We start from the raw sequence: 20,479 nt of genomic DNA, 5'->3' as shown, positions 1-20,479 counted from the left end.
AGTAGTAAAGTTATATGTCTAAAAGAGAGCTGGTATAGGTGAGAGCCAGTGACATAGCCCTTTATGAATATGGTCTTGGAGCGGATTTTCTGAGCTTTTAGTTAGGGAAATACGGTAGCCCCCGTTAAAGGGCAAGGTGATAACCACTTTTATAAGGTGGCGTCACTTAAAGAGGTGCTTATGGTAACATAAGCATGAACTAGAGTGGAACCGCGTTAATTACGCCTCTATGTGCTTATTGCACATAGAGGTTTTTTATTATAGACAACTTGATAGTAAATAAAGATGAACAAAGTTTTATAAAGTAAAGGGAGGAAATGAACATGTGCGAAGAAAAAAAGACTTTTTATATTACTACACCTATATATTATCCCTCAGCTAATTTACATATAGGTAACACTTATACTACAGTAGCGGCAGATGCTATTGCAAGATTTAAAAGGTTAAGTGGATATGATGTTATGTTTTTGACAGGAACTGATGAACATGGTCAAAAAATTCAAAGGATTGCATCAGAAAATGGGGTTACACCGAAGGAATATGTAGATAAGATAGTAGCAGGAATCAAAGATTTATGGGAATTAATGAATATAAGCTATGATAAATTTATAAGAACTACAGATGATTATCATGTTAAAGCAGTTCAAGATATATTTACAAAACTTTATGAGCAGGGTGACATATACAAGGATTCTTATGAAGGATGGTACTGTACACCTTGTGAGTCTTTCTGGACAGAAACTCAATTAGTAGAGGAGAAGTGCCCAGATTGCGGAAGAGCAGTAGAAAAAGCTAAAGAAGAGGCTTATTTCTTTAAAATGAGCAAATATGCAGAAAGACTTATAGAATATATAGAAGCTAATCCAGAGTTTATTCAACCAGAATCAAGAAAAAATGAAATGGTGAATAACTTTTTAAAGCCAGGATTACAAGATTTATGTGTTTCTAGAACATCATTTGATTGGGGTATTCCTGTAGAATTTGATAAAGGACACGTAGTATATGTTTGGATAGATGCGCTATCAAATTACATAACAGCCTTAGGTTATGGCGATAAAAATACACATCTTTATGAAAAGTATTGGCCAGCAGATGTACATTTAATAGGTAAAGATATTTTAAGATTCCATACAATTTATTGGCCAATAATGCTTATGGCATTAGACTTACCACTTCCAAAACAAGTTTTTGGTCATGGATGGTTATTAGTTGATGGAGGAAAGATGTCAAAGTCTAAGGGAAATGTAGTAGACCCTGTGATACTTTCAGAACATTTTGGAGTGGATGCTATAAGATATTATCTTTTAAGAGAAATACCTTTTGGATCAGATGGAGTATTTACTAATGAGACTTTTATAAAGAAAATAAATTCTGATCTAGCTAATGATTTGGGAAATCTAGTATCTAGAACAGTAACTATGATAGAAAAATATTTTGATGGAGTAATTCCAGCTCCAACAGCTACAGAATCAATAGATAATGAACTTATAAAGTTAGCTTTAGAGACACCGGATTTGGTGGAAAAATCTGTAGATGATTTTAAATTACCAGAGGCTTTATCTCATATATGGACTTTAATTGGAAGAGCTAATAAGTATATAGATGAAACAACACCATGGATATTAGCTAAAGAAGAGGATAAGAAAGAAAGGTTAGGAACTGTTCTTTATAATTTAGCTGAAGCTTTAAGAATAACCTCAGTTCTTATATCTCCTTTCTTGCCTGATACATCAGATAAGATAAGGGAGCAACTAGGAGTTGAAATATGCACTTGGGATAGTGTAGCTTCTTTTGATGGTATTAGTGCAGGTACTAAGGTTAAGAAAGGACAAATAATATTTCCAAGAATAGATGTAGAAGCAAAACTTCTGGAACTAGAGGCTTTAAAGAAAGAGGATCAGGAAGAAATACAATCTATGGAGCCTATTAAACCAGAGATAACTATAGAAGACTTTGAAAAGGTAGATTTAAGGGTAGTTAAGGTATTAGAGTGTGAGGCTATAAAAGGAGCTAAAAAGTTATTAAAGCTTAAAGTAGACTTAGGTGGAGAGGAGAGACAGGTAGTTTCAGGTATAGCTAAGTATTATAAACCAGAAGACTTAGTAGGAAAATCTGTTGTGCTTGTAGCCAATTTAAAACCGGTAAAGCTTAGGGGAGAATTATCTCAAGGAATGATACTTGCAGCTTCCACAGATGATGATAGCAATTTGTTTACTGTGTCTATTCCAGGAGAATTACCTACAGGAAGCCAAGTTAGGTAGTTGTATACAAAGATTTTGACTTGCTTTTAAATAGTTATAGTTTAAGTGCTGTTATTTTATATTCATAGATAAAAAACATGAATATGAAATAAGTAAAAACTTTAGTAAGTCATAATTAAACTTAATAATTTTAAAGTTTATAAAAATAAAGAGGGGTTCTAAATCCCTCTTTATTTTTATATAACATTTTTTACTTTATTTCAGAAATTTTATCCATTATATCATCAGAAAGAGTTAAATGAGAATTACCTGATTGTTTCATTTCATCTACTCTTGTAAAGATTTCATTAATTTGGGTTATTACGCTTTCAAAGCCTGAATTAGCTTCAGTAGCAATATCCACACTTTCATTTTTACCTTTATTTAGATCCTTTATTTGGTTATTAGCTTTATCTGTAATGCTATAAATTTCTTTAACAGTTTTTTGTATACTACTTAAAAGCCCAGTGGTATTAGCAGCAAGCTTTTTAATTTCTTCTGCAACTACAGAAAAACCTCTACCAGACTCTCCAGCCCTAGCAGCTTCTATGGAAGCGTTAAGGGATAATAACTCTGTTTGAGATGCTATGGTGTTTATTTCTGTAGATATAGTTTCTATGGATTTTACATGAGATAAAAGTCCTTCAAAGGTATTTGTAAAGTTATTCACTGTAGTTTCTGTGCTTGAAGCATTATTCATCATATTGTTCAATGAACTTCCAGCATTTTTTGCAGTATTTGCTATGTTCTGACTAATATTATTTATTTTATCTATGTTCTCTATAAACCATCTATCTTGAGAGGTTAAATCCTCCATAAGAAGTTTCAAGTTTTCAGAGGTATTTATGTTGTTATAGTCCGAATAGTCATTTGTAGCAGAAGCTTGATCAATAGAGTCTAGAGAATATTTTAGGTCATTATTTTCACTTTCTAAAAACTCGCACTTTTCTTTCAAAGATTTTAACTCATTTAGATTTTTTTCTTTTTCTAAATTTAAAGCTTGAATTTCTTTTTTTAAATTTCCGATTTCTTCCTTATATTTTTTAGAAAACATATAATTCCCCCCTTAAGTAATTTTATCGAGTATATCTATATTAATATTACCATAATTTAAATGGAATGTAATCAAATGTTTTGTTGCAGACATTTATTGTTATTGAACATCATTTTCTAATAACTCTACGTCAAGAATTAATATATAATCCTTTTCATAGTCTATTATGCCCTCCTCTTTTAGCTTCATAAGTTCTCTAGATAAGGAAGGTCTCTGAACTCCTAGTTTGTCAGCCCATTCTTTTTTAGACATATTAAGCATGATTTTTTTATTATTAGAGTAACAATATTTTTTATACAGAAATTCACATATCTTTTCTCTTATGGTTTTTAAGGTTACTTGTTTAATCTTTGAACTTAAAGCTACAGCTTTATTAGAGAGAGTTTTTAAAAATTCATATAAAAAATCTAAGTTTTTTTGGCAAAGAAGGGCAACTATATTTTTAGGGATATGAAGAATTATGCTTTTGGTTTTAGACATCACGGTCATAGGATATAGATTTTTATCACCAAAAAGTAAATTTTCTCCAAAGGCATCTCCTTTTTTTAAGCTTGCCACTGTTAAAAGCTTACCACTTTGGTCTATTTTTTGTATTTCTATATTTCCTTCCAATATAATGCTTAAATTTTCGCAAGTATCCTCTTCCATAAAAATTACGTTATCTTTATCATAGGAGGATATTTTTACATTGGGATCATGTAAAAGTATTTGCAAGTCTTCTTCAGTAAACTTTTTAAAAAGTGATAATTCCATCAATAGGCAGCTATAATCCGATTTAATCATAATTATTTTGAACTCTCCTTAATTTAAAATAAAATTTATTTAATAATAATTATACTATTAAATAGATACGGTATACTATGATTATACATAAAAAAGGGTATTATAGATGTAATTTGGATCACACCTATTTTTCTTTTTATTTAATCAGTTATAGATTATATCAGTTGTAAATGTAGAAAATTTATGATATCACTATAATATGAAAACATCAGTTGGAAAGGAAGTATAATATGAAATTTTTTATACCATCTTTAGTGGGAGCTGTAATAGGATATATAACAAATTGGCTTGCAATAAAAATGTTATTTAGACCTTATGAAGAAAAAAGAATTTTGGGCTTTAAAGTGCCTTTTACACCAGGGCTTATACCAAAGGAAAAGGAAAGAATTGCAAGGAGTGTTAGTGAAGCTATAGGAAATCATTTACTATCTAAAGACACATTAGTTAATGCTCTATGTAGCCCTAAGATATACGAGCATATAGAACTTACCATAAAAAATAAAATAGGTAAGCTTTCTTCAGCAGAAGGTAACTTAATTGAAATACTACATGAAGAGCTATCTATTAATATAGATAGTATGGAGGAAGTAAAAGGATATATATATGAAGGGATTTTAAATAGTCTAAATAATGACTTTAAGGACAAATTAGTTTTAGAGATATACAATTCATTAGAGAAGCAATTATATAAAAATCCAGAAACAATAGAAGGGTTTTTAAAAGAAGAAAATGTAGAAAGAATATGTGATACTTTAGATACTTATATGGAATCTGAGGATTTTCATAATATTATAAAGGATAAGATAAGTAGCGGAATAAAAGAAATGTCCTATAATGAAAAAGCTATTAATGAGATTATACCAGATAATATAGTAGATGCTGCAAAGAATATTATAATTAATAATAGAGAGAGAATAACAGAAGATATATTAGAGCTTTTAGAAAATCCAGAGATTAAGATAAAGATTAAACTTGCAATATCCAAAGGGGTAAGCTCTAATGTAAATCCATTAGTGGCTATGTTCCTAAATCCAGATACTTTGTATAACAAATTTTTAAGTTTTGCTAAGGAGTATTTAGAGGAGGATGAAAATAAGAAAGAGATTTGCTTATTTATAAATACCTATATGGATAAATTGATGGATATTAAGGTAAGCAAGATTTTAGACTCCTTATCTCTTTCTGAAAGGGAAGTTATTATAGATAGTATAATAGAAATAGTAGAAACGAATATATACTCCAAAAAACTTGTAAGAGATGGCATGTATTCAATTAAAGATAAATTATTATCACATAGCTCAATAAATGATATATTAATCAAAATAGAGCCAGGGTATAAAGAAAAGCTACATAATCTTATAAGGGATTTCATTTATAAGAAAATTTCGGAAGATGAAACTAAGATATTTATAAAAGATACAGTAAGTTACTTTATTGATTCTATACTAAAGAAACCATTGAATATTCTGCTTCAAGGTAAAGAGGATGTTATAGTAAAATCTACTAGTACCTTTGTGAAAAGTCTTTATGACAACTTTATACAGAAAGAAGCTTATGAAGTAATTGAGGTATTAAACATTCAAAAGATTGTAGAGGATAATATAAATGCTTTTGAGGTAGATTTTGCCGAAGAAATAATACTAGATATTGCTAACAAAGAGCTTAAGGCTATAACTTGGTTAGGAGCTTTGCTTGGTGGACTTATAGGTATCTTTACCCCACTATTATAAAAAAGGAGAGGTTATATTTGAATAAAGATGTAAGATTTAATATATTTGACTCTCATGCTCATTATGATGATGAGTCTTTTAATGAGGACTTAGATGATGTTATAAAAACTATTATGGATAATGGAGTAATAAGAGTTTTAAACTGTGGATCATCCTTAGAAGGTGCAAAAAAATCCTTAGAATTATCTCAAACATATGAAATTTTTTATACTGCTTTAGGTATACATCCGGAAAATGCAAATGAATGGAATGAAGAAGTGGCAGATTGGATAAGGGCTAATAAGGACAATTCTAAAGTTAAGGCTATAGGGGAGATTGGACTAGATTATTACTGGGAGCAAAATCCACCTAAAGAAGTGCAAAAACAGGTATTTAGAGCTCAGATGAAATTAGCCAAAGAACTTAACTTACCTGTGGTTATACATGATAGAGATGCTCATAAGGATACTTTAGATATTATTAAAGAATTTCCAGAGGTAAAAGGGGTACTACACTGTTTTTCTGGAAGTGTGGAGTTTGCTAAAGAGTGCCTAAGAGAGGGATATTATATAGGTTTTACAGGAGTAGTGACCTTTAAAAATGCAAAAAAAATATTAGAAGTAGCAAAAGAGGTACCTTTGAATAGAATTTTAGTTGAAACAGATTGTCCTTACATGGCACCTGTACCTTATAGGGGGAAGAGGAACCAATCTGACTATATTGAGCATATAATAGATAAAATAGCTGAGATAAAAGGTTCTACAGCAGAAGAAATTAGTAATATAACTATAGAAAACACAAAAAGCTTGTTTAATGTTAAATAATGTTATAAAATTTTTATATGTATGAATTGCAATTTTACTTATTATGGTTTAAAAATTTTTAAATAGGCATATAATTATATAAAGTAAATATTCTTTAAAGGAGTTTATCCTATAAAAATTTTGGTAAAACAAAGGTAAAAAAGACCCTCAAAAAAAAGACTGAATAGACAAAAAACGCTATTATATATATTTTTAAATTGTTTTAAAACCAGTCTATATGCGGCTTAGAGCATGAAATTTGACAAGAATATTCATTATAGTTATAATGTAAAAGTGCTCTTGCCAGAGGGAGGTAGTTCATTATGTTTGAAAATTTGAAAGGTAATCTAAGACATTATTTTTCAAACGGTCCAAAGGCAGCATTTGTTATGTCCCTTATTTTGATGGGATTATTATTTACAATTTTTAGTATGAGAAAAACAATTACGGTTGTTATAGACGGACAGGAATCTAATTTAATAACATATAAGGGGACCGTTGAAGGGGCTTTACACGATAATAAAATCACCTTGGGTCCAAAAGACAAAATAGAGCCCGGTATTGAAACGAAAGTTAAAAAAGGAGACCAGATCCATATAAAAAGAGCTGTGGATGTGGAGATAGCTTTGGATGGAAAAGAATTAAGTATACAGACTGCAGAAGAGAACATTGAATCCATGCTAAGTGCTGAAGGAATTACAATAGAGGAAGAAGATAAAGTAACACCTTCTATAGATTCCCCTATATCTAAGGGGTTGAAAGTGGATATTACTAGAGTAGAAACAAAGATTTTAGCAGAAAGTATACCTATTGATTTTTCAACTGTAGTAAAAAAAGATGACAGTTTAGCTAAAACAGTGAACAAAGTAGTTCAAGAGGGAGCACAGGGAGAGAAGCTAGTCTCAACCAAAATAATTTATGAAAATGGCAAGGAAGTAGATAAAAAGGTAGTAAGTGAAACTGTAGTAAAGGAGCCTATGGACAAAGTAGTACTCCAAGGAACATTAGGAGTTTTGAATGTCTCCAGAGGTAGTGGAGAGGATATATTGTACAAGAAGTCCATGAAGGTTAAGGCTACGGCTTACTATAATAGTGGAAGTAATGGAAATCACATTACCGCTACTGGAACTAGTACTAGAAGAAATCCAGGGGGATACAGTAGTATAGCTGTAGATCCTAGAGTAATTCCGCTAGGTACTAGAGTATATGTAGAAGGTTATGGTTATGCTATTGCAGAAGATACAGGTGGAGCGATAAAAGGTAACACAATAGATGTGTTTTTTCCTTCTGCTAGTGAAACTTATAACTGGGGAGTAAAATACGTAAATGTATATATTCTTAATTAGTAAGGGGCTTATATAAGCCCCTATTTTTGATGAAAGGAAGAATAATATTGATAAAGGAAGTTATAGTTGTAGAAGGAAGAGATGATATAACTGCAGTGAAAAGAGCTGTAGATGCAGAGGTGCTTGCAGTAGGTGGTTTTGGAATTAATAAATCTGTTATAGATAAGATAAAAGAGGCTCAAAAAAGGCAAGGCGTAATAATACTAACAGATCCTGACTTTGCAGGAGATAAGATAAGAAGTATAATAACTAAGAGGGTATCAGGAGTAAAGCATGCATATATATCCCAAGCTGAAGGATTAAAGGATGGGGATATAGGAGTAGAAAATGCCTCCCCAGAAACCATAAGAAGGGCTATTAAAAAAGCAAAATGTGAGATTAAAGAAAAGGTAAATACTTTTACCATGGCGGATATGATGAATTACGGACTTGTAGGAGATACTAAATCAAGTATAAAAAGAGATAAATTAGGGAAAGAATTAGGAATAGGATATGCTAACTCATCCACATTTTTGTCTAGATTAAATAACTTTGGAATAACAAGAGATGAGTTTTTAGATGCACTAATAAAAATAGGTAATTAGCTTAAAATATTAATAGAAAATAAAAGAAGAGGTTAATGAGATATGGGTGATTACAAAACAAAAGAAATAGTTGAAAAATACAAATTTAAATTTACCAAAACCTTAGGTCAAAACTTTTTAGTTGATGATAATGTTATTAAAGATATAGTAAATGGAGCAGAAGTTACTTCAGAGGACTTTGTAATAGAAATAGGACCGGGAGTAGGCTCGCTAACTAGAGAGATTTTAAATAAGGCAAAAAGAGTAGCTTCTATTGAAATAGATAAAAATCTTATACCTATACTTGTGGAGGAACTAAAAGACTTCGATAATTTTCAATTAATACATAAGGATGCTTTAAAGGCTGATTTTAATGAAATTATAGGTGAAGAAACAAGTGTAAAGTTAGTGGCTAATTTACCTTATTACCTTACTACACCTATAATGGCAAGATTATTAAGTGAAAAGTATAATTTTAAAAGTTTAACTGTTATGATTCAAAGTGAAGTAGCGGATAGGATAAATGCAGAGCCAAACTGCAAAGAATATGGATCTCTTTCTTTATTGGTTCAGTACTACTGTAATACTAATATAATAAGAAAAGTGTCTCCAGCTGCATTTTTACCTAGACCTAAGGTGGATTCTATAATTATAAGGTTAGATAAACTAGATGAACCACGAGTTAAGGTTTATAATGAGGATTTATTCTTTAAAATTATAAGAAGTTCATTTAATATGAGAAGAAAGACTTTATCTAATGCTCTTAAAGCACTACAAATTCCGAAGGAAATTATAGAAAAAGCCTTTGAAGAAAGTAATATAAACCCCATAAGAAGGGGAGAAACTTTATCCATAGAAGAATTTGCAGAGTTAACTAACAAATTACACCAACTTACTAAGTCATTATAAATAAATTTAAAAAACCATAATTTTTTAAAAAGAGTAGGAACATTTATCCTACTCTTTTTTTAAAATTCATTTTTTTGTTCACTTTTAAAAAAACCACTCATATACTATATTGAATAAATATAGTGTGGAGGGAAAATAATTGGCTCATAAGAAGTCTTATAGTAGATATTTCGTTATATTACAAGAAGACGAAAAGGGTTGTGCCCTAGCAAGTGATAAACAGCCTTCAGGGTATGCAAAAATAGAAGTTAAAAATGAAAAATTAAAGATATCTTACTATGTTCAAAATCTAAAAAGACAGGATAATCCTTATTATATGGGGTTAATATGCAATAAAAAAGGAGTTAATAAGCTTATAAATATAGGTGTTTTGAACATAGATGATAATGGAAGAGCAGATGTATCTTATGAATTTAATGTAGATAGTATAGGAGAAACAGGTATTGCTGGAGATAAAATAGGGGGAGCTGCTATATTTAAAAGATCCAAAGATGATAATATTATACCTATGAGTGGGTTTTTAAGTACAGATAAGCCTAAGGATTGGAAAAGTTATCCTGTTGAGGAAGTTAAGGTTGGGAAAGACGAGCCAGAATCTAATAGAAAGGATGAGATAGAAGATAACAAAGATGTAGAAAAAGATAAGGCTACTATTTCTGAGGATATCTTACAAGATTTAAAAGTTACTAACAAAGATAAGGTAAGAACTGAGGAGGCTCTAGAAGAAAAGCATAAGGATAAGTTAGAAGATATTCCAGTAAAAAAAGAAGAGAACATAGAGCAGATTAAGCAGCATGGAAAAAAAATAAGAAATTATGAAGAGAAAACGATAGAAGATGTATCCATAAAAGATACTGAAGGAAAGCAAAATAAAGATACAAATGAGGTAAAATTTGAAGATAAAAATATAAAAGTGGATGTAGCAAAAGCTGACTTTGAGGATAAAGAAAAGCCAGAACATAGAGTAGATTATGAATATGACTTTGAAGAGTACGAGGATAATATAGAAAAAATTAAACAAGATAAAGAAGAATTAATTGAGGATAGGATCAATACATTAGATAACATTAATAAGTATGAGGAAGAACAAGTTAGAGAAGAAATAGAGAATAATTCTGAGGTTATCTTAGAAGAAGGGGATCAAGAAGAGTTACAACAAGAAAGAAATAAGAAGAAATGCAAGTCAGAACAGGAAGATAAACATAATGAAGATGAAGGATATAGTCTAGGGGCTATGGGAGAGTTCTTTGAAGGAATAGTAGAAGGATTTGAAGAGTTGGATAATTTATCAGATCAAATAAGGTATTGTAGATGGTATAAGGTACCTATTAAAAGTTTAGATGATTTATTTAACAGCTCCAATTATGGAAGATATACAGTTATATATTACCCTATGATTAATTACTATCCATATATTAAAAAGTATGGACATTATGTTATAGGTTATAAATTTGATAGAGACAGAAGACTTAAGTATATAGTTTATGCAATTCCAGGAACTAAAGATAGAAGGGAACAACCTTATGGTGGAAAAACAGGTTTTGTAACTTGGATTCCAATTAGAAGAAATAGCAATATGGGATATTGGCTTATGTTCTATGATTTCAGAAATTCTATCACAGTAGTCCCTATGAAATAATAGACTATAAAGTGTAAGTTAAAAAACATATATTTTTATAATGGAATACAAATATATAGACTTAAAGTGCAAATTTGAAAGGTTTTCTTTTAATGAAGATCTTTCATATTTGTGCTTTATTGATTATATAACAAAATTAAAAAGCACTATTTTTTATAAATTTGGTTATAAGTAAAATGTATTATTAATATAATTTTATAAGACTATCTATATACTTTCATATTAAAAAAAGGGGTGAGAGGATGAAGGTAATTGTGATAAATAGAAAAAGGGTAAAGATCACAACCATTATAATAGGACTTATGATAATATTATTTAGTGCTGAAAAGATTTTTGATGGTAAATTAAAGTTTGTGGCTCTAGTTAATAGTAATTTAGATGAATTAAAACAATATTCTGCTCTACAGGATAAATTTACATATAAATTACCTGAGGACTGGGAAACGAAAGAAATAGATTTTAGTAGTAAAGATATAATATATCATAATGATTTTAATTCAAAAGATCAAAAGATTTATGGCTTTGTCCAGGTATGGAAGTCACAGGAAGATTTAAAGGTCTTCTTAGATAAAAGTAAAGAAGTATCTTCAAAACAAAATAAAATAAGTAACTATGATTTGCAGCCTATAGAGATAAATGATAATAAAGGGTATGTTGTTCATTATTCTATGAAAACTCCTCAAAATGCTTCATACATGGCTAATGAATTTTTTATAGATCATGGAGATAGTTTTATTAGATTCTCATTTTTTGTATCAGAAAAAAACTATAAAGAAAACATGCTATCAATATTCAAAGGGTTAGTGTCAACTTTTAAATATGAAAAATAGTTTGCTTTACCTATGGTAAAGTATTATAATTTTAATAAAAAGAATAGGGAAGCTAGAAGGCTTCTCTTGTTTTTTGTGGAGGTAAAAATGAAACCAGTATTATTTAATATATTTGGAATAAAAATATATGGATATGGTCTTATGATAGCTCTTGGAATATTTACAGGATTTTTGCTTTTGGATAAAAGAGCTAAGTCTAAAGGTTATAATGATGATAAGGTATTTAATATGACTATACTTGCTGTAATAGCAGGGGTTATAGGAGGTAAGCTTTTATACATAATAACTGATTTAGCCGCTATAATGGAAGATCCGTCTATACTTAAAGATATAGGAAATGGATTTGTTGTATACGGGTCTATAATAGGAGGAGTAATTGCAGTATACTTCTATTGCAAAAAACAAAAATGGAACACCCTAGAAGTATTTGATTTAATGATACCAAGTGTACCATTAGCTCAAGGATTTGGTAGAATAGGATGTTTTTTAGCGGGCTGTTGCTACGGTGCTCCAACAGATTTTTCTTGTAGCATAGTATTTAAAGATTCACCTTTCGCACCTTTAGGGATTCCTCTTCACCCAACACAAATATATTCCTCTATTTTTGACTTTTTATTAGCTTTATTTTTATTGTGGTATGATAAGAAAAATTCAAAACATGGAAGAGTGTTTTCAATGTATATAATTTTATACAGTATAGGAAGGTTTTTTATAGAATTCTTAAGAGATGATCCCCGTGGCGCTGTAGGTGTATTTTCAACATCGCAATTCATAGGCATAATAACCCTTATTATAGGGTTGATATTATTTAATTTAGATAAAATTAAAGGGAGCTTGGTAAAAGGTGAAAAATAATAAATTAGTGAAACTATTATGTTTTCTTGTGATTTTTATGTTGGTTTTTACTGGATGTAGTAAAATAGATGACTTAAAGGTAAAGAGTGGATATAAAAATCGAGATTTTGATTATATAAAGCAAAATAAAATACAGAAAATAATAATTCAAAGTACTAGAGATAAGGGATTCAGGTTTATAGTAACGGATAAAAGAGCTATAAATGATCTTTATACAATGTTATCCAGTGCAAAACCTGTAGAGAACAAAACTGCATTACCACCTGATTATGTTTTTGAATTTCATGAAGGTGATGAGAAAGTACACAAGTTTAATTATGTAGTAGGAATTCAAGAAAAGGGATTAGGAAATTTTTATGATGATAATAAAGCTTATGTGGTTTCCAAAAGAGTGGATAATGATATAATTAAAAATATGTCTACACTTAGAAAACCTAGAACCTTTGAAGAGTTGTACTATAATTCCATACTTAATTTTATAGACCTCTATGTAAAGAATACACAAAAGGACAAAAAAATAGGGGTAAATATACAAGATGATGTAGAAGTTGCTAAATACATGCTTTCTACAGATATAGAAGACTTTAAGATAAACTTAAAGAATAAAATGAGTGATTTGTCTTTAGTTGAGAAGAATAAAGAAGATTTCGATGTATTAATAAATGTTAAAACTTATGGATATAAAACTACTGTTTATAAGAGTATAATAACCTTATATGATAAGACGGATAATAGTGAGCTTAATTATTATGTTTGGTGTAAGCGCCAAGATAAGGACTGGGAGATAAATATAACAGATCAAAGACCTAAAGATTTTTAATTTATTTAAAGGGGAGATATTATTATGAGTAATTGTTCAACTTGCCCTAGTAAAAATAGTTGTAGTGTGAAAAAATCAGGAAAAGAAAGTTCCTGTTCAAAATTAGTGCCTAAGTATGGAAATATAAAAAATATAATAGGCGTAATAAGTGGAAAAGGTGGAGTTGGTAAGTCTACTGTCACAGGTATATTAGCTGTTGCTCTAAAGAAGCAAGGATATAAGGTTGGAGTGCTAGATGCTGACATAACAGGACCTTCTATGCCAAGATTCTTTGGTATAAATGAAAAAAGAGCACCTATAGTTCCAGCAGGCGAAAAGGATGAGGTTAAATTTATTCCAGTAGAAACTGCTTTAGGGATTAAGGTTATATCTATAAATTTATTAACAGAACAAGAAGAACAGCCAGTAATTTGGAGAGGCCCTGTAATAACTGGGGTGTTAAACCAGATGTATTCAGACACTGAATGGGGAGAACTTGATTATCTTTTGATAGATATGCCTCCAGGAACAGGGGATATTGCTCTTACTGTAATGCAAAGCTTCCCTATCTCCAGCATGGTAGTTGTTTCAACACCACAAGATATGGTATCAATGATAGTTAAAAAGGTTGTTATAATGACTGAAAAGCTAGGGGTAACAGTGAAAGGTGTAGTAGAAAATATGTCATATATAGTATGCGATAGCTGTGGAGAAAAGATGCGTGTATTTAGCAAAAAATCAGCAGAAGAACAGGCTGAATATTTAGGCCTTAGGCTATTAGCAGAACTTCCTATAAACTTAGATTTAGTAGATAGTCTAGAAGCCGGTAAGGCAGAAGAATATGTGAAGAATCATGAAGAGTATAATGTAATAATTGATAAGGTAATCTAATGAGAATAGAAAGGTATAAATACCTCATATAAAGTAAATACTAATTTCGATTAATATTGTATTAACGGAGGTGTTTTTATGAAAGCTATTGTAGATAAAGAAACCTGTATAGGCTGTGGTTTATGCCCATCTATATGTCCAGAGGTTTTTGAAATGGATGATGATGGTAAAGCCAAGACTATAGTAGATGAGGTGCCCTCAGGAAATGAAGATGAAGCTAAGGATGCAGCTATGAGTTGTCCTGTTAACGCTATTTCTGTAGATTAAATACATTATAGGTTATAAAATAACAGCTTGTATAAACAAGCTGTTATTTATGTTTACTTTAAAGTATAAAACTAATAAAAGTCTATTAACCTTTGTCTAGAAGAAGAGCAACCATTAGAAGAAGAAAGATTTATTTTATCTCCAGCTTTTTTTACACTGGAGATTTTATTTAAAGGTAATAAAGATGTATTACAATCTTCAGAAATTATTAATCCCTCTGAAAAAGAATTATCGATTATCTTACCTTTCATAGCTCAATCACTCCTTTGTATATAGTATTACCTAGATGCACTACTATATACCAGAACACAAAGAAGTATTTGCTTATAAGAGAAAGTTAGGATATATTAAAAAAATAAAAGTTAAATAAATTATTTTCATTTAATAAAGATCCTTATATATAAGTTTAAAAACTTCAAGGGCTTCCTCTATTTTACTTTGAAGAAGAACTTTTCTACTTTCAAACTCTAAATACCCCTTTTCTGTTAATTTATATATCTTTTGAAATTTTTTATCTGGATCGTCCCATTCCCCTTTAATAAAGCCTTCTTTTTCAAATTTTTTCAACATTGGGTATATTCCACCGGTGCTCGGAACCCATAGACCATTGGTTCTTTCGCCAATTTTGTGAGATATATCATTACCGTTAGTAGGGCCTAAGCTTAATATATAGAGTACATATATAGGCAATAATCCTTTTGTAAAAACCTGACCTACAGCTTCTTTTTCCTTCTGTACCTTTTTAAGTTCTGCTAGTTTTTTCTTGTACTCTTCATATAAACGCTTCTCTTCGGCTTTTATATCTTCACTGTTAAAATCGCTATCTCTCATAAAACGTTAATCTTCTCTTTTGACAGAGATAGCTATAAATCCTGGTCCAGTGTGAACACCAACCACAGGACCAACTTCACCAAAGCCTATGCTAGTAAGGTTATTATAAGTGCTTAGTGTGTTATAGATATTTTTTCCTTCCTCAGAAGCTCCCCCGTGGGCTACCCAAAGACCGCATTTTTGTTTGTCTAATTCATCTTTTATAATAGATAGAAACTTACTTAAGGCTTGTTTTTTGCCTCTAATCTTAGCATAAGTGTAGTAAATACCTTCTTCATTTATAGAAATTATGGGTTTTATGTGAAGTAATTCACCTATAGTTCCAGAAACCTTGCCTATTCTTCCGCCCTTTTTTAAGTATTCTAAAGTATCTACCATAAAGTATGCAGATACCTTCTTTTGCATACTTGGTAGTTTAGATACTATGGAATCATATTTTTCACCTTTAGCTATTAAATCACCACATTCCACTATTGTCGGTACAACTCCAAAGGATATGGACTTAGAATCAAAAATAGTAGATATTATTTCAGGATGATTTTCACTAACAAGCTTAAGGCTATTATAAGTTCCGGATAAGCCGCTAGATATGCATATTGCTATGGCATGAGTATAACCTTCCTTTTTTAACCTTTCAAAAAGATCATCCATATCCTTCATAGAAGGTAGTGAAGTCTTAGGTATTTCTGTTTTTAAGTTATCATAAAGGTATTGAGGAGTTATATCAACTCTATCTGTATATTCCCTATCTGTATAAATTACCTTTAAAGGTAGTATATTAACATTATATTTATTTATTAATTCTTCAGGTAGATCACAAGTACTGTCTGCAATTAATGCTATTTTTTCCAACATAAATTCCTCCTAAATACTAAATTAATATAATAATTATATCACAACTGACAACTATATCAATAGTGATATATATCACTATTGATATAGTTGTAAATTTTTAATTGTGAATATTTGTAATATGGTCTATAATTCTAAGTACCTATATAGATTATTGGTAGCTATTTTATAGGTAATGGGGTGCTTGGTAATGGTAAGAGATTATTTATTAATGATTTGTATATTTATTTTAACTACTATGCTTCTTCTTCAGAGATTAATGTTTAAGAATTTAAAGAGATATTCTGAAGGTATTCAAGATATAAAAAATAAGATATTTAATCTTGGAGAAAGTGTTAGTAAGGCTGAAAGTAAGGATGATGTGTATTTTCTTATACTGGATTATGCTTTGAGAATAGTAGAGAAAGCTGATAGGGGTAGCATTCTTATTATAGAAGAAGATGATAAATTTCACTTTAAAGCAGTAAGAGGATTTTCTAATGAGATTTATAATGTGAAATTTGAAAAACAAGATACATTTTTATACAGGTGTAATCGATTTAAGGATATCACTATTATTAATAATCCTTTTGATTTTAATTCAAAATTTGTTAAAAGAAAAAGCCTTGAAATATTATCAGAAATAGGAGCTATGAATATTGAAGCCACATTAAGTTCTCCTATATATATTGATGAAAAGTTAATAGGTATACTAAATTTGGACGTAAACAATAAGGAAAAATACTTTAATGAGGAAGATGTAAAAACAATAAGGTATGTAAAACATGAAATGGAATTAGCTTTAAAGAATTTTATGATTCAAGATAAATTAAAGTATATGGCATCTCATGATGAACTAACCCAATTGTACAACCGTAGAAGTTTTAATCATATGGTAGAGAAAGAAATGATGGATATAAGGGAAAAAAGATATGTATCTTGCTTAGCGCTTTTAGATATAGATGATTTTAAATATATTAATGATAATTATGGTCATGGTATAGGTGATAGAGCACTTAGAATATTTTCGGAAAAGCTTATAGAAACAACTACTGAAAAAGATAAATGTTTTAGAATGTCTGGTGATGAATTTGTTGTTATATTTTCAAACAAATCATTAAAAGATTCAAAGGGAATTTTAGAGAATCTAAGGGAATCTCTCATAGGATTGGAACTTCTTCCTTGCAGCATAAGTTTTAGTTATGGTATTGAGGTTATACATCCTGAAGGAGGTGTATCATCAGAGAAAATCCTAAAGATGGCAGATAACAATATGTATTTTAATAAGAGATTAAGAAAAGTCAAGGTTTAATTAGTAAAGAGAAGAAATATAGTTAATTGTTGATTAGTAAGATTTCATGTATTAACCATATCTCTTCTTTTTAATTAATAAAGAACTATTTCATTGGATTTATCTATTATATTCCACCATGTTTTGCCTGGATGTAAAGGAATTGTGTTGCCCTCGGCATCTTTTATCTCAGGAGAATTATTTATATCTTTTCTACTCCATACCATAGGCATAATCTTGCCTTTGCTTAGTACATACCCTGTGCCTTCCCCTATTAAAGGGATATCTACATGGACATTATCTTTGTTTAAATTTATGGTAGTTTGTTGTATAACGATATTTTCTATTTGTATATCCTTATTTTCTGATTTATCTACAAAGACATCTTTGCCAATAAATTTTTTATACCCTCCATTTTCATACGTATAGGAAGTTTCATAGTATTTATTCATATTTATTTTTATTCCATTACACTCTTTTAAATCTTTGTTATCCCAATAGGAGGATAAGAATTTGATGTTAGACTTAGGTTCTTTATTATACCCTTTTTCTTTAGCTAGAGTAGTAATTTTATCGCTAGAAGTATATAAGTTATGAGGAGCTTTTCTACTATTATCTCTCCAATAGCTTTTTTGGAACCTCATTTCATTAAGACTCATAAGATTATTAGATTGTATTAGATTAAGAGCATCTTCGCTTCCGCCACAATGAGCAAAAGGGAGATTAAAACCTTCTGAAATTTCTATAAAATAAGGTCTTAAGCTTCTTATAGGACCTATTTCTTTGCTTGATTCTTTATGAAATAAAGCCATAAACCTAGGTATCCCTCCCTCTGCCATGGTTTCGAATACTATATCAGCTTTAGAAAGTCCAGATTGGGGTCTTGCATCCTTTGAATTTTCTACTATAGCCATAAAAGGCGAAAAATTATTCTCTTGTGTCATAGGTTCCCCTGTGAAAGGATAAGTTTTCTCTAGGGGCTTAGAAGATTCTTCCTTGGGAGATGAGGTGTTAAGAGATAAAGAATTATTTGAAGAGTTGTCATTTAAAATAGTATTGTTATCACTAGTTCCACAACCAGATAAAAATACTATAATAATTAAAGATAATAAGAGTTTTTTATTCATGATACTCCTCCTTTAGTTTTTAAAAGTTTCTTTTGAAATCTTAAGGGATCATTAATGGTTTAGAAATATATTCAATTAACTATATGACTATTTAAACTAATTTATAACAATAAATTAAACAATAATGATTTTCCTTATTGGAATTGTCTTTAAATTGAATTATACTATATATAAAGATATAAAGAACTGATTGGAGAGGTGATTAAAATGGATTTTTTTATTAGAGATTTAAACCATACAGAAGCTGATGGATTAATTTATCCATTATTTCAAGATGACAGTGAAGAAAATATTTGTGGGTGTGTAAAATCTCAAGTAGATAAACTAAAAAAAGCAGGTAAGTTTAAGGGCGAGGCTGGAGAATTATTTTATACAGTGAAAGAAGTTGAAGATGGATTTCAGTATACCTTACTATTAGGATTAGGCAAAAAGGAAGCGTTATCCTCAGAAACTATAAGACTAGCTTATGCTAAGGCTTTGAAAAAAGTTAAGGAACTTAAGCTTAATAATGTACTAGTGAAAATGTTTGAATCCAATGAGGTTTGCATAAAGAGAAGAGTTAAGGCTATTTATGAAGGCATGATTCTTGCGAACTATAAATTTGATAAATACTTAAGTGAAAAAAAGGAATCTTCAATAAAAGAAGTGTTTATTAAAGGCATAAAAGAGGAAGATAAGGTTAAGGCTGAAGAGGCTTTAGGTGAAGCTAAAGTTTTAGCTTCAGCTGTAATTGAGGCAAGAGAACTTGTAAACGAGCCTGCTAACTTCCTTGATCCAAAAGAATTAGCTAAAAGAGCTAAGAATATTGGTAAAGAGTATGGTTTTCAGGTAGAAGTTCATGAGAAAGATAAGATAGAAGAGTTAGGGATGCATTCCTTTATGGAAGTTGCAAAGGGCTCCTCAAGAGATCCAAGACTTATAGTTATGAGATATTTTGGTGATGAAGCAAATAAAGAGGATATCTTAGGGCTAGTAGGAAAGGGATTGACTTATGATTCAGGCGGATACTCAATAAAGCCAACTGATGGAATGGTTACTATGAAAAGTGACATGGGTGGAGCAGCAGCAGTTATTGGAGCTATGGCTTCTATAGCTAAGATGAAATTAAAAATTAATGTTGTAGCTGTAGTAGCTGCTTGCGAGAATATGATTTCTGGAAAGGCATATAAGCCTGGAGACATAATTTCTTCAATGGCTGGGAAAACTATAGAAGTATTAAACACAGATGCGGAAGGGCGTTTAACTTTAATAGATGCTGTACATTATGCAATAGAGAAAGAGAAGGCTAGCAAGGTAGTGGATGTAGCTACTCTTACAGGGGCTGTACTTGTGGCTCTGGGAAATACTACCACTGGTGTAGTTACAAATAATAATGATTTTTACAAAGAATTAGAAAAGGCATCAGAGCTTTCAGGAGAAAAGGTTTGGCAGCTTCCTGCTTTTGATGAATATAAAAAGCTTATTAAATCTGATATAGCAGATTTAAAGAATATAGGTGGAAGAAATGCTGGTACTATAACAGCAGGTCTATTTATAGGGGAATTTGTACAAAATAAACCATGGCTACATTTAGACATAGCTGGTACTGCTTGGAGTGAAAGTGAAAAGGAATATCTATCAAAAGGCGGTACTGGTGCAGGAGTTAGGATCCTATATTACCTAGCTAAAGAAAAATCCTGCAAAGAAAGTTGCAATAAGTAGAGGGTAGCTT

At 30.3% G+C, this 20,479-nt stretch carries 20 protein-coding genes and 1 other annotated feature (1 of these 21 only partly in view); of the genes, 14 read left to right on the top strand and 6 right to left on the bottom strand.

The genetic code is table 11. From position 1 onward, the window contains the following. Positions 1 to 232: a binding site (T-box leader), on the top strand (it extends 20 nt beyond the left edge of the window). A 91-nt stretch (positions 233 to 323) separates the two neighbouring features. After that, positions 324 to 2,261: a methionine--tRNA ligase gene (gene metG / locus KQI89_RS10200; RefSeq protein ID WP_216456996.1), complete on the top strand. Its 1,938-nt coding sequence runs from the start codon at positions 324 to 326 to the stop codon at positions 2,259 to 2,261. A gap of 190 nt (positions 2,262 to 2,451) precedes the next feature. Here metG and KQI89_RS10195 read toward each other — a convergent pair whose 3' ends face one another. Both KQI89_RS10195 and KQI89_RS10190 read right to left on the bottom strand, forming a co-directional pair. Further along, positions 2,452 to 3,294: a methyl-accepting chemotaxis protein gene (locus KQI89_RS10195; protein ID WP_216456995.1), complete on the bottom strand. Its 843-nt coding sequence runs from the start codon at positions 3,292 to 3,294 to the stop codon at positions 2,452 to 2,454. A gap of 99 nt (positions 3,295 to 3,393) precedes the next feature. Continuing rightward, positions 3,394 to 4,077, bottom strand: coding sequence for a Crp/Fnr family transcriptional regulator (locus KQI89_RS10190; protein ID WP_051986461.1), 684 nt, complete (start codon positions 4,075 to 4,077; stop codon positions 3,394 to 3,396). Positions 4,078 to 4,307: 230 nt separating this feature from the next. On the opposite strand from KQI89_RS10190, the gene KQI89_RS10185 reads away from it, so the two are divergent. The 11 genes from KQI89_RS10185 (at position 4,308) to KQI89_RS10135 (ending at position 14,688) form a co-directional block, all read left to right on the top strand. Continuing rightward, positions 4,308 to 5,807: a DUF445 family protein gene (locus tag KQI89_RS10185; RefSeq protein ID WP_216456994.1), complete on the top strand. Its 1,500-nt coding sequence runs from the start codon at positions 4,308 to 4,310 to the stop codon at positions 5,805 to 5,807. A gap of 17 nt (positions 5,808 to 5,824) precedes the next feature. Beyond that, complete coding sequence (locus KQI89_RS10180; protein ID WP_216456993.1) at positions 5,825 to 6,610, top strand: TatD family hydrolase; 786 nt, start codon at positions 5,825 to 5,827, stop codon at positions 6,608 to 6,610. A 302-nt stretch (positions 6,611 to 6,912) separates the two neighbouring features. Next, positions 6,913 to 7,935 (top strand): resuscitation-promoting factor, encoded by a 1,023-nt coding sequence (locus KQI89_RS10175; protein WP_216456992.1) that lies wholly within the window; start codon positions 6,913 to 6,915, stop codon positions 7,933 to 7,935. Positions 7,936 to 7,982: 47 nt separating this feature from the next. Continuing rightward, entirely contained in the window at positions 7,983 to 8,519 is a 537-nt protein-coding gene (gene rnmV, locus KQI89_RS10170; RefSeq protein WP_246583071.1) for a ribonuclease M5, read from the top strand. A gap of 42 nt (positions 8,520 to 8,561) precedes the next feature. Beyond that, on the top strand, positions 8,562 to 9,407 hold the full coding sequence (gene rsmA, locus KQI89_RS10165) for a 16S rRNA (adenine(1518)-N(6)/adenine(1519)-N(6))-dimethyltransferase RsmA (protein ID WP_216456991.1): 846 nt from the start codon (positions 8,562 to 8,564) through the stop codon (positions 9,405 to 9,407). Positions 9,408 to 9,546: 139 nt separating this feature from the next. Continuing rightward, the gene (locus tag KQI89_RS10160) at positions 9,547 to 11,046 is read left to right on the top strand and encodes a hypothetical protein (RefSeq protein ID WP_216456990.1); all 1,500 of its coding nucleotides are present in this window, start codon (positions 9,547 to 9,549) and stop codon (positions 11,044 to 11,046) included. A 242-nt stretch (positions 11,047 to 11,288) separates the two neighbouring features. Continuing rightward, entirely contained in the window at positions 11,289 to 11,876 is a 588-nt protein-coding gene (locus KQI89_RS10155; protein WP_216456989.1) for a hypothetical protein, read from the top strand. 87 nt (positions 11,877 to 11,963) lie between these two features. After that, positions 11,964 to 12,731 (top strand): prolipoprotein diacylglyceryl transferase, encoded by a 768-nt coding sequence (locus KQI89_RS10150; RefSeq protein WP_216456988.1) that lies wholly within the window; start codon positions 11,964 to 11,966, stop codon positions 12,729 to 12,731. Beyond that, on the top strand, positions 12,721 to 13,551 hold the full coding sequence (locus KQI89_RS10145; protein ID WP_343216354.1) for a YhfM domain-containing protein: 831 nt from the start codon (positions 12,721 to 12,723) through the stop codon (positions 13,549 to 13,551). The genes KQI89_RS10150 and KQI89_RS10145 overlap by 11 nt, the downstream gene beginning before the upstream one ends. A 24-nt stretch (positions 13,552 to 13,575) precedes the next feature. Further along, entirely contained in the window at positions 13,576 to 14,421 is an 846-nt protein-coding gene (locus KQI89_RS10140) for an Mrp/NBP35 family ATP-binding protein (RefSeq protein WP_216456987.1), read from the top strand. A 78-nt stretch (positions 14,422 to 14,499) separates the two neighbouring features. Beyond that, entirely contained in the window at positions 14,500 to 14,688 is a 189-nt protein-coding gene (locus KQI89_RS10135) for a ferredoxin (RefSeq protein WP_032123574.1), read from the top strand. A 71-nt stretch (positions 14,689 to 14,759) separates the two neighbouring features. Here the strand turns inward: KQI89_RS10135 and KQI89_RS10130 are convergent, their stop codons facing one another. From KQI89_RS10130 to KQI89_RS10120, 3 genes are all read right to left on the bottom strand, one after another. Next, a complete protein-coding gene (locus tag KQI89_RS10130; RefSeq protein WP_032123575.1) occupies positions 14,760 to 14,939 on the bottom strand; it encodes a hypothetical protein in 180 nt (59 codons plus the stop codon). Positions 14,940 to 15,069: 130 nt separating this feature from the next. Continuing rightward, positions 15,070 to 15,519, bottom strand: a complete 450-nt coding sequence (locus KQI89_RS10125; protein WP_032123576.1) for a PadR family transcriptional regulator — start codon at positions 15,517 to 15,519, stop codon at positions 15,070 to 15,072. Positions 15,520 to 15,525: 6 nt separating this feature from the next. After that, positions 15,526 to 16,371, bottom strand: coding sequence for a DegV family protein (locus KQI89_RS10120; RefSeq protein ID WP_032123664.1), 846 nt, complete (start codon positions 16,369 to 16,371; stop codon positions 15,526 to 15,528). A gap of 190 nt (positions 16,372 to 16,561) precedes the next feature. Between KQI89_RS10120 and KQI89_RS10115 the strand changes: the two genes are divergently transcribed. Beyond that, positions 16,562 to 17,662, top strand: a complete 1,101-nt coding sequence (locus KQI89_RS10115) for a sensor domain-containing diguanylate cyclase (protein ID WP_216456986.1) — start codon at positions 16,562 to 16,564, stop codon at positions 17,660 to 17,662. A 74-nt stretch (positions 17,663 to 17,736) separates the two neighbouring features. On the opposite strand, the gene KQI89_RS10110 is transcribed toward KQI89_RS10115, so the two are convergent. Further along, a complete protein-coding gene (locus KQI89_RS10110) occupies positions 17,737 to 18,768 on the bottom strand; it encodes a DUF3048 domain-containing protein (RefSeq protein WP_216456985.1) in 1,032 nt (343 codons plus the stop codon). Between the two features lie 207 nt (positions 18,769 to 18,975). Between KQI89_RS10110 and KQI89_RS10105 the strand changes: the two genes are divergently transcribed. After that, on the top strand, positions 18,976 to 20,469 hold the full coding sequence (locus KQI89_RS10105) for a leucyl aminopeptidase (protein WP_032123579.1): 1,494 nt from the start codon (positions 18,976 to 18,978) through the stop codon (positions 20,467 to 20,469). Positions 20,470 to 20,479: the final 10 nt, after the last annotated feature.

Source organism: Clostridium simiarum, from assembly GCF_018919175.1.
Taxonomy (GTDB): Bacteria; Bacillota; Clostridia; order Clostridiales; family Clostridiaceae; genus Clostridium_L; species Clostridium_L simiarum.
The sequence above is the reverse complement of the archived record's forward strand: the minus strand, read 5'-3'. Positions and strand labels throughout refer to the sequence as shown.